We start from the raw sequence: 14,113 nt of genomic DNA on the forward strand, positions 1-14,113 counted from the left end.
TCGGCCCCGTCATCCGGGTGTCAGGCGTCGTGGCGGTGCCCCAGTCCGCCGCCGCCCTCCTCGGCGAACGTGCCCTCGGGTCCGGCCGGGGCCGGCAGCACGAGGGGGCGACCCGGGACCTTCTTGCCCGGCACGCCGTTCACGGACTCCGTGGAGTAGGCGAACGTCAGCATCGCGAAGGCGATGAGATCGCTGTTCACGTCCAGTGCGTGCAGCTCGAGGTTCTCGATGGTGTCGCAGGCCTCGTGGTAGCACGGGTCGAACTGCTCACCCGCGGTGCCGCCCCAGATCGCCTCCTGCTCCTCCGTCTTGATCTCCTCCGCGCCCGTGAACAGACCGCTCGACGGGATGCCGGCGAGGATGAACGCCTCGTAGTCGCTCCGGCCGGAGAACTCGGTGTCGTCGTACGGCTCCCCGATGAGGGTGTAGTACGACTCGTACACGTCCTCGATGGCCTCCGAGCCGGGAGGAACGGTCACCGGCGCCTCGAACGTCGACTGGTCGGCGTCGTACACCATGAAGATGTAGTTCGGCGAGCCGACCATGTCGTAGTTCATGTACAGCGCGATCCGGTCCCGCTCCGCCTGGGACAGCCCCTCGACGTAGTCGGCCGAGCCGACCAGGCCCTGCTCCTCGGCCGCCCACCACGCGAAGCGCAGCGTGTTCTCCGGGTTGAGGTCGGCCATGAGCAGCGCCGTCTCCAGCAGCGCGGCCGAGCCGGAGCCGTTGTCGTTGATGCCCGGGCCCTCGATGACGCTGTCGAGGTGCGCGCCGGCCATGACGACGTTGTCGGGGTTCTTGCCCGGCAGCTCGGCGATCACGTTGTAGTCGGTGCGGGTCTCGGCGGGCAGCACGGTGACGTGCGCGGTCGAGCCCGGCTGGGCCAGCGCGACGCCGTCGGCGAAGCTGGCGCCGACGACGGGGATGCCGTGCGTCACCGGCCCGGGCGCCCCGGGGATCGGTTCGTCCACGCTCGTGGCGTCGGCGACGACGAGTCCCTCGCGGTCCGGCGTGTTGCCCTGGTTGAAGATGATGACCGCCTCGGCCCCGGCCTGCTCCGCGTAGTAGGCCTTGGTCCCGAAGAAGCACGTGCCGCGCTGGACGAGCGCGATGTCGGCGGGCCCAGAGAAGTCGAGCCCGGCGAAGTCCGCGGCCTCGCAACCACTGGTGCTGGCCCGGTCCCCCGTGAGGTTGATGTCGACCGGGATGACCTGGCCGGTCACCTCCCCGGAGCCGCTGCCCGTGAAGACGCCGGTCTCGTACTCGGCCTCGACAGGGGTGAGCTGTTCCAACTCGGCGGGGAAGTTGAACGTGATCTCGACCGGGTCGAGCGTGACCTCGTACCCGGCGTCCCGCAGGAGACCGGCCACGTACTCGACGCTGCCCGCGTAGCCCGTGGTGCCGGCTGCCCGGGTACCGGGGTACACGGGGTCGTCGCTCTTGTCGGCGATGTCCTGGAGCTCCTGCAGGTGGTCCATGACGCCGTCGAGCGTCACGCACTCGAGGAGCTTGTCGTAGGTGTTGTTGCTGCGGTTGTCGCACGCAGCACCACCGCCACCGCCCGGTGCCGCGACCGCGGTGGTCGCGGGCAGCGCGAGCGCCACCAGCAACCCGCCGGCGCCCGCCGCGACGACCCTCGTCCGTCGACCTGCCATCCCGTCTCCCCTCGTCGGGCCCGCCGGGCGTCAGCGACCGACGGACACGTCCCGGTTCCTGATCCGGTGAGGATGGCCTCGGGGAGTCGGGAGGTACAGGGGTCGCCGGCGACCACCGCGGGCGCGCGTCCGTGCCGGCAGCGGCGCCGACGAGCCTGGGAAACGGCTGAGAGCCTGCTGAGAGGCCCGGTTCCGGGACGACGCGGTCGGTGGAACTCAGGACACGCCCGACCTGGGGGTATCACCCCCCGTGATCTCGAGGGGACGGACAGCTGCCTCAGAGCAGGCGGTTGGTGGCCGCCCAGCGGGTCAGCTCGTTGCGGTTGGACAGCTGCAGCTTGCGCAGCACGTTGGACGCGTGGGACTCCACCGTCTTCACCGAGATGAACAGCCGCGAGCCGATCTCCCGGTAGGTGTAGCCGCGCGCCAGCAGCTGCATGACCTCGCGCTCGCGGGCGCTGAGCAGGTCCAGCCCGGGGTCGGTCGCCGGGTCCTCGGCGGGTGCCGCCGACGGGGCGCTTGCGGCGAAGGCGTCGAGGACGAACCCGGCCAGACGGGGGCTGAACACGACGTCGCCCTCGGCCACCCGCTGCACCGCCGACACCAGGTCCGGCCCGGAGATGGTCTTGGTGACGTAGCCGCGGGCGCCGGCGCGGATGACCGCGATGACGTCCTCGGCGGCGTCGGAGACCGACAGCGCCAGCCAGCGCACGTCGGGCAGCTCGGCGCGCAGCGTCTCGAGCACGGTGCGGCCCCCGCCGCCGGGCATGTGGACGTCGAGCAGCACGACGTCGGGGACGGTGGCCCGGATGCCGGCGACGGCGGAGTCGACGTCGGCCGCCTCGCCGACCACGGTGACGGCGCCGCCGAGCTCGGCGCGCACGCCGGCGCGGACCATGGCGTGGTCGTCGACGACGAAGACGCGGGGGACGCTCACGCGGCCGCCTCGCGGGGCAGCACGAGCTCGACCTCGGTGCCCTCGCCCGGCGCCGAGCGCACCGTCGCCGTCCCGCCCAGGCGGGTGAGCCGGCCGGACACCGAGTCGCGCAGCCCGCGACGGTCGGACGGGACGGCGGACGGGTCGAACCCGGCGCCGCGGTCGCGGACGAACACCGACACCGACTGGGCGCCCACCTCGGTGTAGAGGTCCGCGGAGGTCACGCCGGCGTGCTTGGCGGCGTTGAGCAGCGCCTCGCGGGTGGCCGCGCCCAGCGCCGCGAGCGCGTCGTCGACCGGGGCGTCGCCGACGACCACCGGGTCCACGGTGAGCGCGTGGTCGCCCTCCACCTCGGCGACCATCTCCGTGACCAGCGCGGCCCAGGTGCCGCCGCCGACGGACGACGCCGGCTCGTACAGCCAGCTGCGCAGCTCGCGCTCCTGGCTGCGGGCCAGCCGGGCGACCGCCTGCTGGTCACCGGAGTTCCGCTGGATCAGCGCGAGGGTCTGCAGCACCGAGTCGTGCAGGTGCGCGGCGACCGCGGCCCGCTCCTCCGAGCGGATGCGGGCGGTGCGCTCGGTCTCGCGAGAGTCCAGCAGCCGCCGCCAGAACGGCGCGGTGGCCAGCACGACGCCGACCATGATGACCAGGGTGGCGACGAAGCCGTTGCGCGCCGCGGCCAGCTGTCCCGTCGTCGCGAGCAGCAGGACCAGGCCGATCGCGGCGAGCGCCGCGCCGCCGGCGAGCACCCAGCGGACGCCGGGCCGGGTCAGCGTGAGGTCGGTGTCCAGCTGCCGCCAGATGACGGCGAGCCCGCCGCCGACCAGCAGCAGCGGGGCGATGAGGTCGTTGTTCCCCCAGGTCGCGAGGTTGGTGACCAGCACCAGCGCGCCGAGGCCGAAGAAGGCCAGGCCCACGGTCTGCCGCCGGCTGGGCCGGGCCGCCGTGTCGGGGGCGACCTCGCCCAGCGGCACGAAGAACCACAGCAGCGCGTAGGCGATGACGCCGATGCCGGTCACCGCCAGCGCGACGAACGCGGCGCGGACGACCAGCGGGTCGGTGCGCAGGTGCGCCGCCGTCCCCGCCGCGACGCCGGCGAGCATCCGGCCCTGCCGCGGGCGCACCAGCGGCGGCCGGGTCTCGGCCGGGCGGGTCGCCACGGCGGTGGCGCCCGCGGGAGCCGGCGGCGTCTCCGGGGGCTGGGGGGTCTCGGTGGGCACGTCGACGGGGCCGGCCGGCGGGGCGCCGGCCGGCAGCCCGCCCGTGCTGGGCGCCGTCCTCGTCACGGCACCGATCGTCGCACCGCGCGCCCCTCCCCCGGTACCGGGAGACCCCCGGACGGGCAGGACCAGGGTCGGATGGGGGCCTTCCCCGATGTCGCGGCGGGCGCCCGCTCGGCACGCTCTGTGCCATGACCGCCGCCTCCCCTCCTCCCGCCCCACCCTTCGACCCCCCGCCCGCACCACGCCCCACGCTCCGGCGCAGCCGCACCGACAAGGTGCTCGGCGGCGTTGCGGGCGGCCTCGCTGAGTACAGCGGCGTCGACGCGCTGCTGTGGCGGGTCGGCTTCGTCGCCCTGACCCTCGCCGGCGGCACCGGCGTCCTCGTCTACGGGCTGCTCTGGCTGCTCATGCCGCGCGGCCCGCGCCGGGCCGTCGACGGCGCGCCCGCCGAGCCGCCGGCGCCCCGCTCCCCGGTCGCCGGGATGACGATCGCGGGGCTGCTCATCGTCGTCGGCCTGATGGTCCTGGTGACCCGCTACACCGACCTCGACCTCGGCCCCCGCGGGTTCCTCGCCGGCGCGCTGCTCGTCGTCGGCCTGGGGCTGGTCGTCTCGGCGCTGACCCGCGGCCGCACGCCGCGCGGCGGGCTGATCGCGCTGGGCTCGGTGCTCACCCTGGCGCTGCTGTTCACCTCGTCCGTCCCCACCTGGGACGCCGACGACCGCTTCGGGCCCGGCGGCGGCGTGGGTGACCGCGACTACCAACCGACGACCGTCGAGGACGTGCGTCCCGTCTACCGGCTGGGCGCCGGCGACATGGACGTCGACCTCTCCCGGATCGACGTCGACGACATCGACGAGCCGGTCGAGGTGCGCATCGAGCACGGCGTCGGCGACCTCGACGTCACCGTCCCCGACGACGCCGACGTGCGCGTCGACGTCGAGAACGGCATCGGCAACGCCGAGCTGTTCGACCAGGACGGCGAGGACGGCTACTTCCGCGCACCGGGCGGCGACAGCCGGCCCGAGTTCGTCCTGACCATCGACCACGGGGTCGGCGACCTGGAGGTGTCCCGTGCCTGACTACAGCGAGTTCCCCACCACCCCCACCGGCTGGCAGGAGCGCGCGCTGGCCGCCGACTGGCAGCACACCAGCGCCCTCCCCGTCGAGGCCCCCGCCCCGAAGCGGCGGGTGGACCTGGTCGCGCTGGTCCCGGGCGTCGCGTTCGTCGTCCTGGCGCTGGTCTTCCTCGCCGGGGTGACCGTGCCGCTGGACTTCCTCGCCGACGGCGGGCTGCTGTGGCTGCTGCTGGTCGGCGTGGGTGTCGCGCTGATGGTGAGCGAGCTGCGGAGGGCGCGCCGCAGGCGCGGCTGACGACACGGGGGTGGTCGTGACGGAGGGCCCGGAGCCGATCGGCTCCGGGCGCCGGCCCCCCCCCCGCCGGCCCCCCCCCCGGGGGGGCGCCCGGCCCGCCCCCCCCCCCCCCCCCCCCGCCCCCCCCCTCCGTCGTGCCGGGCGGGGGCTGGGTCAGGTCCAGGTCACCCGGGCCGACGCCGCCCCGGCCCTCTCGAAGTACTCGACCCGGACCTGGTGCGTGCCGGCGGTCAGCGAGACCGTGGCCGAGCCCGTCCCGCCGCTCGCCCAGCGGTCGACCCGCAGGACGCCGTCGACGTACACCCGGATCCCGTCGTCACCGGTGGCGGTGAAGGTGTGCGCACCGGCGGTGAAGGTGAAGGAGCCGGTCCAGCGCGCGGAGAAGTTGTTCTGCCCCGCTCCGGGTGGCCCGCCGGTCCCCCAGCTGCGGTTGAGGGGCGCCGCCTCGCAGCCGGTCGACACGGGGGCGCCGGACAGGTTCCGGTTGGAGAAGTACTCGGCCCGGTACTGCTCCGCCGGGCACGCGGCCCGGTAGGTCGCCGTGTAGGTGGTGGCCGCCCCCACGGTGACCTGGTGGGTCTGCGCACCGCCGTCGGACCAGGCGCTGAACTCCTGGGTCACCCCGCCCGACGTCTGCGGGGACGGGGCCGACAGGCTCGTGGTCGCCCCCACGATGAGCGTCGAGGTGAACGGGGTGGCCGCCGTCCGGGAGCCCAGCGTGGCCTGCAGGCCGGTGGGCTGGGTGGCCACCGTGACCTGCGCCGTCCGCGGCTGCAGGTCCCGCGTCACCGTGGCGGTGCGCCCCGCCGCGTCGCGAGCGGTCAGGCGCAGTTGCAGGTGGGCGGGGTACTCGTGGTCCGGCGCGGCGATGGAGGCGCCGCTGACCCCCGTCCAGGTCTGCAGTGGGTGGTCGTGGCAGGCGTCGGGACAGTGCTTGAGGACCATCTCCCAGCCGAGCGCGCCGGCCGGGAGGGGCTGACCGGCAGCGTCGGTCGCCGAGCCCGAGAAGGAGATCGTCTCGCCGACCTGCCACGTCGTCCCCGCGGCGGGGGTGGTGATCTGCGGGACGGGGTCGCCGGTCACCGGACCGGCGGCCCAGTCCAGCTTCGCGACGGCGGCACCGCCGGTCTCGAACCACTCCACCTGCACCTGGTGGGAACCGGCGGTCAACTGCCTGCTCGCGGTGAAGGTGGTGGCCGCCTGGTCCCGCCACTCGTCGATCACCACCGCCCCGTCGACCGACACCCGGATCCCGTCGTCGCTGACGGCGGTGAAGGTGGTGTCCCCGGCGGTGAAGTCGAAGGTGCCGGTCCAACGGGCGGAGAAGTTGTCCGGCCCGACGCCCGCCGGGGCGCCCGCCCCCCAGTCGTGCGACAGGGGCGGCGCCTCGCAGGCGGTGACCGCGGGCGTGCCGGTCAGCGTCTTGTTCGGGAAGTACTCCGCGAGGTACTGGCCCTGCGGGCACGTGGTCGGCCCGCTGCTGCCGTAGGTGATCCGCCGGATGGTCCCGCCGTTGAGGTCCGCGTAGACCAGCTCGCCCTGGGGCGACAGCTCGAGGTCCACCGGGCCGGCGGCGTCCGTGACGAAGGGGCGCACCTTCAGCCGGTCCGGCAGCCCGTCGGTGCCCTTGGTCATCACCCAGATGCAGTTGCGTGAGTAGTCGGAGAAGAACAGCGCGCCGTCGAACTCGGCCGGGTACGGGCCGCCCGAGTAGAACTGGAAGGAGATGCCCGAGGTCGACGAGCCGCGGGTCACGTTGCAGTTGTCGTTGGCGCTGATCGGCTGGCCGTGCCGGTATGGGAAGTAGGGCGCCGTGACGGCCGCGGCGCCCTGTGCGTACAGGTCCTCGCACACCTTCAGGTCCAGCCCGTCGTAGGCGGCCTGCCGGTCGTTGCCCTCGTAGCAGGGCCAGCCGAAGTTGCTGACGCCGCCGGTCGGTGCCGCGAGGCGGTCGATCTCCTCGAAGGTCCCCCACCCGACGTCGCCGATCCACAGCTCGTCGGTGCCGGGGCGCTGCGTCATGCGGAAGGGGTTGCGCAGGCCGTACGCCACGATCCGCCGGGCGTTCGCGTCGGCCGAGGAGGCGTTGGGGTTGTCCGGCAGCGCGGCACCGCTGTCCGGGGAGACGCGGATGACGGTGCCGTCGAGGGAGACCGGGTCCCCGGCCGTGCGCAGGTCCTGCGAGCGCAGCGCACCGCCCTGCGCCGTCGGCGGGGTCATGGCGCCGCCGACGCCGCCCGGCGGGTCACCGCAGGGGTTGACCGGGCTGCCGTCCTGGCCGTAGTCGGCGAAGTCGAAGCTGGCGCCGTCGCCGGCGGAGGCGTACAGCGCGCCGTCCCGGCCGAAGACCAGATCGCCGGTGCTGTGGCTGGGGTACTGCTGGCACCAGTCGTGCACCAGGTCCTGCTTGGTCGTCGTCGTGCCGGTGAGCGTCAGCTTGACCAGCTTGCCGCTGACCACGCAGCCGTCACTGGTGGCGCCGGGCGGGTTGGGGCAGGGGTCGCTGTCGGCGCCGGCCGTCCCCCAGCGAGGAGCAGTGCCGCCGACCGGCCCGTCGAAGGTGTACAGGGCGTAGAGGTACGGCCGGGCCGGGAAGCCGGGGTCGACCGCCAGGCCGAGGAGCCCGCGGTCCCAGAAGTTGTGCACCTCGGTGCGCAGGTCGGCGACCTGGGTGGCCGTCGTGTCGCCGAGCCCGTCGTACATCTGGATCGTGCCGCGCTTCTCGGCGACGAAGACCCGGCCGTCCGGCGCGAACCGCACCGCCGTCGGGTTGACCAGACCGCTGAAGGCGGTGGTGTCAGTGAAGCCGGCCTGTGGCGCCGCGGCGGCCGGCGCGGTCGACGTCACGACGACCGCGAGACAGGCCGACACGACGAGCAGGAGCGCGGCGGCCCCCACTGCGGCGGCGTGGACGGTGCGTCGCAGGTACCCAGCCGAGCCGGCCATGACCACTCCCCGTGTCCGCCCGGCCTGCCGTGGCCGAGGGGGCCGGACGCTAGGCTCGCCCGGCCGATGGGCAGAGTGACGGTGTCACGGGGCCGGATGGGTGAGACACGTCATCCAGCGCGGCGTGACGGACGGTGACCCTGCTCAGTGGGACGCGGGAGCGTCACTCCCACTCGATCGTGCCCGGGGGCTTGCTCGTGACGTCGAGGACGACGCGGTTGACCTCGGGCACCTCGTTGGTGATGCGGGTGGAGATCCGGGCGAGCACGTCGTAGGGCAGCCGGGTCCAGTCGGCGGTCATGGCGTCCTCGCTGGACACCGGGCGCAGCACCACGGGGTGGCCGTAGGTGCGCCCGTCGCCCTGGACGCCGACCGAGCGGACGTCGGCCAGCAGGACCACCGGGCACTGCCAGATCTCGGAGTCGAGCTTCGCCGCGCTGAGCTCCTCGCGGGCGATCGCGTCGGCCCGCCGGAGCACGTCGAGCCGCTCGCGGGTGACCTCCCCGACGATGCGGATGCCCAGCCCCGGCCCGGGGAACGGCTGGCGCTGCACGAGCCGGTCGGGCAGGCCGAGCTGCCGGCCCACCTCGCGCACCTCGTCCTTGAACAGCGTGCGCAGCGGCTCGACGAGGGTGAACTGCAGGTCCTCGGGCAGCCCTCCGACGTTGTGGTGGCTCTTGATGTTGGCCGTGCCGGTGCCGCCGCCGGACTCGACGACGTCGGGGTACAGCGTCCCCTGCACCAGGAAGTCGACGGTCTCGCCGTGCGCCTGGGCGTCGGCGACGACGTCGGTGGCCGCCTGCTCGAACACCCGGATGAACTCGCGGCCGATGGTCTTCCGCTTCTCCTCCGGGTCGCTGACCCCGGCCAGGGCGGACAGGAACTGCCCGCTCGCGTCGACCACCCGCAGGTCGGCCCCGGTGACCTCGGCGAAGTCGCGCTCGATCTGCTCGGTCTCGCCCTGCCGCATGAGCCCGTGGTCGACGTACACGCAGGTGAGCCGGTCCCCGATGGCCCGCTGCACGAGCGCGGCGGCCACCGCGGAGTCGACGCCGCCCGACAGCGCGCACAGCGCCCGCCGGTCGCCGATCCGCTCCCGGATCCGCTCGACCTGCTCGTCGACGACGTTGCGCATCGTCCAGGTGGGCTCGAGGCCGGCGATGTCGAACAGGAAGTGCTCGAGCACCGTCTGGCCGTGCGCGGTGTGCCGCACCTCGGGGTGGAACTGCACCCCGGCCAGCCGCCGGTCGACGTCCTCGAACGCCGCGACCGGCGCGCCGGTGGAGGTGGCGGTGACGGTGAACCCGGGCGGCGGGACGCTGACGGCGTCGCCGTGGCTCATCCACACCGACTGCTCCACCGGCAGGTCGCCGAACAGCCGGCCCTGCGTGGTGACCGTCAGCGGGGTGCCGCCGTACTCGCGGTCGCCGGTGTGCGCGACCGTGCCCCCGAGCGTCTGGGCCATCGCCTGGAAGCCGTAGCAGATGCCGAAGGCGGGCACGCCGCCCTCGAACAGCGCCGGGTCGACCTGCGGCGCGCCGTCGGCGTAGACGCTGGAGGGACCGCCGGAGAGCACGATGGCCGCCGGCTTCCGCGCCAGGACCTCCTCCGCGGGCACGGAGGACGGGACGATCTCGGAGTAGACGCCGGCCTCGCGGATGCGCCGGGCGATGAGCTGGGCGTACTGCGCGCCGAAGTCGACGACCAGGACGGTGGGGAAGTCCATCAGTCGGGTCGACCGCCGATCACCAGGTCCACGCGCTGGAACTCCTTGAGGTCGCGGTAACCGGTCTTGGCCATCGTGCGGCGCAGTGCGCCGAACAGGTTGGTGCGACCGTCGGCGGTCTCGGCCGGCCCGAGCAGCAGCTGCTCCAGCGAGCCGGCCGCCGGGACCGGCGCCGAGGTGCCGCCGCGGGGCAGCCGCGGGTGGGCGGCCACCGAGTCCCACCAGACCCCGCCGCCGGGGGCCTCCCGCGCCGCGCGCAGCGGCTCGCCGACCTGCACGGCGTCGGCGCCGCAGGCCAGCGCCCGCGCGATCGCGCCGCTGGTCTCGATCCGGCCGTTGGCGATGACGTGCACGTACCGGCCGCCGGTCTCGTCGAGGTAGTCGCGGCGGGCGGCCGCGGCGTCGGCGATCGCGCTGGCCAGCGGCACCCGGATGCCCATCACGGCGTCGCCGGTGGAGAAGCTGTCCGCGCCGACGCCGACGATCACCCCGGCCGCGCCGGTGCGCATGAGGTGCAGCGCCGTCGTGTAGTTCGCCGCGCCGCCGACGATCACCGGGACGTCGAGGTCGGCGATGAACGACTTGAGGTTGAGCGCCGCGCCCTGGGTGGTCACGTGCTCGGCGGAGACGATCGTGCCCTGGATGACCAGCAGGTCGACCCCGGCGGCGAGCACCGCGGGCGCGAGCTGCTCGGTGTGCTGCGGCGAGACGCGCACCGCCGTCGTCACCCCGGCATCGCGCATCTCCTTGATCCGGGCGGTGATCAGGTCCGGCTTGACCGGCTCGGCGTAGACCTGCTGCAGGAGCGACACCGGCGGGGGCGCCTCGGCGGCGGCGTCGCGCAGCTGCCGGTAGACCGGCAGCGGGTCGTCGTAGCGGGTCCACAGGCCCTCGGCGTTGAGCACGCCGAGGCCGCCGGCCCGGCCGACGGCGATCGCCGTCGCCGGGCTGACGACGGCGTCGCTGGGGCTGGTGACCAGCGGGATGTCGAACCGGAAGGCGTCGATCTGCCAGGCCGTGGAGACGTCGTCGACGTCGCGGGTGCGGCGGGACGGGACGATCGAGACCTCGTCCAGGTCGTAGCCGCGGCGGGCGAAGCGGTTGAGGCCGATCTCGACGGTGTCGCGGGCGGGCATCGTCACCGCCCCCGGTAGTTCGGCGCCTCGACGGTCATCTGGATGTCGTGGGGGTGGCTCTCCACGAGACCGGCCGAGGTGATGCGGGTCAGCTGCCCGCGGTCCTGCAGGTCGGCGACGGTGCCCGCGCCGGCGTAGCCCATCGACGCGCGCAGGCCGCCGACGAGCTGGTGGGCCACGGTCGCCAGCAGGCCGCGGTAGGGCACCTGGCCCTCGATGCCCTCGGGGACGAGCTTGTCGTCGGAGAGGACGTCGTCGGCGAAGTAGCGGTCGCGGCTGTAGGACTGGTTGCCGCGCTTCTGCATGGCGCCGAGCGACCCCATGCCGCGGTAGGTCTTGAACTGCTTGCCGTTCATGAACACCAGCTCGCCCGGGGCCTCCTCGACCCCGGCGAACAGCCCGCCGATCATGACGGTGTCGGCGCCGGCGACCAGCGCCTTGGCGATGTCGCCGGAGTACTGCAGGCCGCCGTCGGCGATGACCGGGACGCCGGCCGGCTTGCAGGCCAGGCTCGCCTCGTAGATGGCGGTGATCTGCGGGACGCCGACGCCGGCGACCACGCGGGTGGTGCAGATCGAGCCCGGGCCGACGCCGACCTTGACCGCGTCCGCGCCGGCGTCGACCAGCGCCTGGGCGCCGCCGCGGGTGGCGACGTTCCCGCCGACCACCTGCACGCCGCCGTCGCCGCCGAAGTCCTTCCGGACCCGGGCGACCATGTCGAGGACGGCGCGCTGGTGGCCGTGCGCGGTGTCGACGACGACCACGTCGACCCCGGCGTCGACCAGCAGACCGACCCGCTCGTAGGCGTCCTCGCCCACGCCCACCGCCGCGGCGACGACGAGCCGGCCGTCGGCGTCCTTGGTGGCGTTCGGGTACTGGTCGCGCTTGACGAAGTCCTTGACGGTGATCAGCCCGCGCAGCCGGCCGGACCCGTCGACGATCGGCAGCTTCTCGATCTTGTGCTGGGACAACAGCCGCAGCGCGGTGTCGGGGTCGACGCCGACCGGGGCGGTGACCAGCGGCATCTTGGTCATGACGTCGCGCACGAGCCGGTTCTGGTCGGTCTCGAAGCGCATGTCGCGGTTGGTGACGATGCCGACGAGCACGCCCTCGTCGTCGACGACGGGCGCGCCGGAGATGCGGTAGCGGGCCGACAGGGCGTCGACCTCGGCGAGGGTGTTGTCCGGCGAGCAGGTGACCGGGTTGGTGACCATGCCGGCCTCGGAGCGCTTGACCAGGTCGACCTGGCCGGCCTGCTCCTCGGCGGCGAGGTTGCGGTGCAGCACGCCGACGCCGCCGACCCGCGCCATGGCGATCGCCATGCGGGCCTCGGTGACGGTGTCCATGGCGCTGGAGACCAGCGGCACGGCCAGCCGGATGCCCCGGGTGAGGCGGCTGCTGGTGTCGACCTCGGCGGGGACGACGTCGGACTCACCGGGGATGAGCAGGACGTCGTCGTAGGTCAGGCCGAGCGGGGCGAACTTCGCCGGCAGCTCGGCGCGGTGCCCGTCAGGTGCGTGGTCGTCGGGCTGCATGGTGCCGCCACCCTCTCCGTCGGCTCATGCCCCCGGCCGGGCGCGCGGGAACCCCTCCGATCGTAGGCCGGGCGCCGCGGCGCCCGGGACGCCGCCGGGTGCACGGCGTGGGAACCGTGGGCGCGGGCGGCTACCGTGGTTCCCCGGACGGGCGAGCCCGCGCGTCCGGGCCGGGACGCCCGCGCCGCCAGCACGAGGGAGGAGGCACCCGTGAGTCCCTTCGACGACGCCCCGGGGCCCGACTTCGACTCGCCGTCGGACCCGCCACCGCTGTCGATGGAGGAACGAGCCGGCGTCCTCGACGACCTGGCCGAGCTCGAGGTGTTCCGCACCCTGCTCGAGCCGACGGGGATCAAGGGCATCGTCGTCGACTGCCCGGACTGCGACGAGGAGCACCACGTCGACTGGGCGCTGATGCAGGCCAACCTGCGCCAGCTGCTCGAGGAGGGGCAGACCGGCCGGCACGAGCCGCCGTTCGACCCCGACCCCGACGACTACGTCAGCTGGGACTACGCCAGCGGCTACGCCGACGGGGTGGCCGCGATGGCCGAGCGCGAGGAGCCCGGCTCCGGCCGCACCGGCCGCCACGCCCGCGACGACTGAACGGGAACGCGCCGAGGGCCCCTCCGACGATCGGAGGGGCCCTCGGCGTGCGTCGGTCGGGTCAGGACATCATGCCGCGGCGGAAGCCGGTGGCCACGGCCTCGGCGCGGTCCTTCGCGCCGAGCTTGCGGAACAGCCGGCGGGCGTGGGTCTTGATGGTGTCCTCGGACAGGTAGAGCTCCCGGCCGATCTGGGCGTTGCTCTTGCCCTGGCTCATCCCGGTGAGCACCTGCATCTCGCGCATCGACAGCGTGACCGCGGGCGCGGCCTCGCGGACGGGGGTGCTCACCACCCGCGGGCCGGCGCCGTTGAGCGGCGTCGCCCAGGCGGGCACCGGGGCGCCGACGGAGTTCAGCGGCACCGGGGCGGGCGCCGGCTGCGGCGGGCGGCCGTCGGCGCGCAGGCCCACGCGGGACAGGCCGAGGCCCATCTCCAGGGCGCTGGCGTCCCAGCGGAGGTAGCCGCGGGCCCCGACGGCGACCGCGGCGCGCACCGTCTCGGCGTCGTCGGGCGCGCCGAGCACGAGCACCGGGACGGTGGGGTGGGTGCGGATGACCTGGGTGGCGACGGTGAGGCCGGTGTCCACCGCGCGCTGCGTGCCGACCAGCAGCACGTCGGGCTGGCGGGTGGCCAGGCGCTGGACGAGGGCGGCGGCGTCCCCGACGACCTCGACCCGGCCCACGAAGGGCAGGGCCACCAGGCGGGCGGCGACGTCGTCGCGGACACGGCGGCGCTCGTCGTACACCCACACGGTCGTGGCCCCGTGGCCCGGACCGCGCATCCTGTCGTCGATCACGTGGTTCTCCTCGTCTCCCCCGGCCGTGGAGGGCACCCGGGTCCCCACGACCCGGAACGGCTACGGCCTGGAACGACCATGACCGGCGGTGACGAGGCGCAACACCCGTGATCACCCTGCGGGGGGAGACGCGGACCGGGAAAATGTCCGATCCCCCTGTGTTTGACCGCGGGACCCCTCGG

At 74.3% G+C, this 14,113-nt stretch carries 11 protein-coding genes; 3 read left to right on the plus strand and 8 right to left on the minus strand.

All coding sequences use genetic code 11. From position 1 onward, the window contains the following. Positions 1–20: 20 nt before the first annotated feature. The 3 genes from ACI79B_RS18195 to ACI79B_RS18205 all read right to left on the minus strand — a co-directional run bounded on the left by ACI79B_RS18195 (position 21) and on the right by ACI79B_RS18205 (position 3,878). Positions 21–1,655 (minus strand): M28 family metallopeptidase, encoded by a 1,635-nt coding sequence (locus ACI79B_RS18195; RefSeq protein WP_456930231.1) that lies wholly within the window; start codon positions 1,653–1,655, stop codon positions 21–23. Positions 1,656–1,932: 277 nt separating this feature from the next. Beyond that, positions 1,933–2,592, minus strand: a complete 660-nt coding sequence (locus tag ACI79B_RS18200) for a response regulator (protein WP_456930232.1) — start codon at positions 2,590–2,592, stop codon at positions 1,933–1,935. Continuing rightward, a complete protein-coding gene (locus ACI79B_RS18205; protein WP_456930233.1) occupies positions 2,589–3,878 on the minus strand; it encodes an ATP-binding protein in 1,290 nt (429 codons plus the stop codon). The genes ACI79B_RS18200 and ACI79B_RS18205 overlap by 4 nt, the downstream gene beginning before the upstream one ends. Positions 3,879–4,003: 125 nt before the next feature. Between ACI79B_RS18205 and ACI79B_RS18210 the strand changes: the two genes are divergently transcribed. Then, complete coding sequence (locus ACI79B_RS18210; protein WP_456930234.1) at positions 4,004–4,897, plus strand: PspC domain-containing protein; 894 nt, start codon at positions 4,004–4,006, stop codon at positions 4,895–4,897. After that, positions 4,890–5,189, plus strand: a complete 300-nt coding sequence (locus ACI79B_RS18215) for a hypothetical protein (protein ID WP_456930235.1) — start codon at positions 4,890–4,892, stop codon at positions 5,187–5,189. Before ACI79B_RS18210 ends, ACI79B_RS18215 begins: the two co-directional genes overlap by 8 nt. Before the next feature lie 153 nt (positions 5,190–5,342). Here ACI79B_RS18215 and ACI79B_RS18220 read toward each other — a convergent pair whose 3' ends face one another. The 4 genes from ACI79B_RS18220 to guaB all read right to left on the minus strand — a co-directional run bounded on the left by ACI79B_RS18220 (position 5,343) and on the right by guaB (position 12,532). Beyond that, complete coding sequence (locus ACI79B_RS18220; protein WP_456929454.1) at positions 5,343–8,135, minus strand: PA14 domain-containing protein; 2,793 nt, start codon at positions 8,133–8,135, stop codon at positions 5,343–5,345. A gap of 163 nt (positions 8,136–8,298) precedes the next feature. Beyond that, positions 8,299–9,861 carry a glutamine-hydrolyzing GMP synthase gene (guaA, locus tag ACI79B_RS18225; protein WP_456929455.1) on the minus strand — a complete coding sequence of 521 codons (1,563 nt, stop codon included), beginning with the start codon at positions 9,859–9,861 and terminating at the stop codon, positions 8,299–8,301. Further along, positions 9,861–10,997 (minus strand): GuaB3 family IMP dehydrogenase-related protein, encoded by a 1,137-nt coding sequence (locus tag ACI79B_RS18230; RefSeq protein WP_456929456.1) that lies wholly within the window; start codon positions 10,995–10,997, stop codon positions 9,861–9,863. The genes guaA and ACI79B_RS18230 overlap by 1 nt, the downstream gene beginning before the upstream one ends. 2 nt (positions 10,998–10,999) lie before the next feature. After that, on the minus strand, positions 11,000–12,532 hold the full coding sequence (gene guaB / locus ACI79B_RS18235; protein ID WP_456929457.1) for an IMP dehydrogenase: 1,533 nt from the start codon (positions 12,530–12,532) through the stop codon (positions 11,000–11,002). A 210-nt stretch (positions 12,533–12,742) separates the two neighbouring features. Here guaB and ACI79B_RS18240 point away from each other — a divergent pair, with 210 nt between their 5' ends. Beyond that, a complete protein-coding gene (locus tag ACI79B_RS18240) occupies positions 12,743–13,135 on the plus strand; it encodes a DUF5319 family protein (protein WP_456929458.1) in 393 nt (130 codons plus the stop codon). A gap of 61 nt (positions 13,136–13,196) precedes the next feature. Here ACI79B_RS18240 and ACI79B_RS18245 read toward each other — a convergent pair whose 3' ends face one another. Further along, a complete protein-coding gene (locus tag ACI79B_RS18245; protein WP_456901378.1) occupies positions 13,197–13,931 on the minus strand; it encodes a response regulator transcription factor in 735 nt (244 codons plus the stop codon). Positions 13,932–14,113: the final 182 nt, after the last annotated feature.

The sequence above is a fragment of the Geodermatophilus sp. SYSU D00879 genome, assembly GCF_054050375.1.

Excerpts from the sequence above, each read along its gene's own strand:
- ACI79B_RS18195 (WP_456930231.1), bottom strand. The coding sequence starts at position 1,655 with ATGGCAGGTCGACGGACGAGGGTCGTCGCGGCGGGCGCCGGCGGGTTG.
- ACI79B_RS18210 (WP_456930234.1), top strand. The coding sequence starts at position 4,004 with ATGACCGCCGCCTCCCCTCCTCCCGCCCCACCCTTCGACCCCCCGCCC.
- ACI79B_RS18220 (WP_456929454.1), bottom strand. The coding sequence starts at position 8,135 with ATGGCCGGCTCGGCTGGGTACCTGCGACGCACCGTCCACGCCGCCGCA.
- guaA (WP_456929455.1), bottom strand. The coding sequence starts at position 9,861 with ATGGACTTCCCCACCGTCCTGGTCGTCGACTTCGGCGCGCAGTACGCC.
- ACI79B_RS18230 (WP_456929456.1), bottom strand. The coding sequence starts at position 10,997 with ATGCCCGCCCGCGACACCGTCGAGATCGGCCTCAACCGCTTCGCCCGC.
- guaB (WP_456929457.1), bottom strand. The coding sequence starts at position 12,532 with ATGCAGCCCGACGACCACGCACCTGACGGGCACCGCGCCGAGCTGCCG.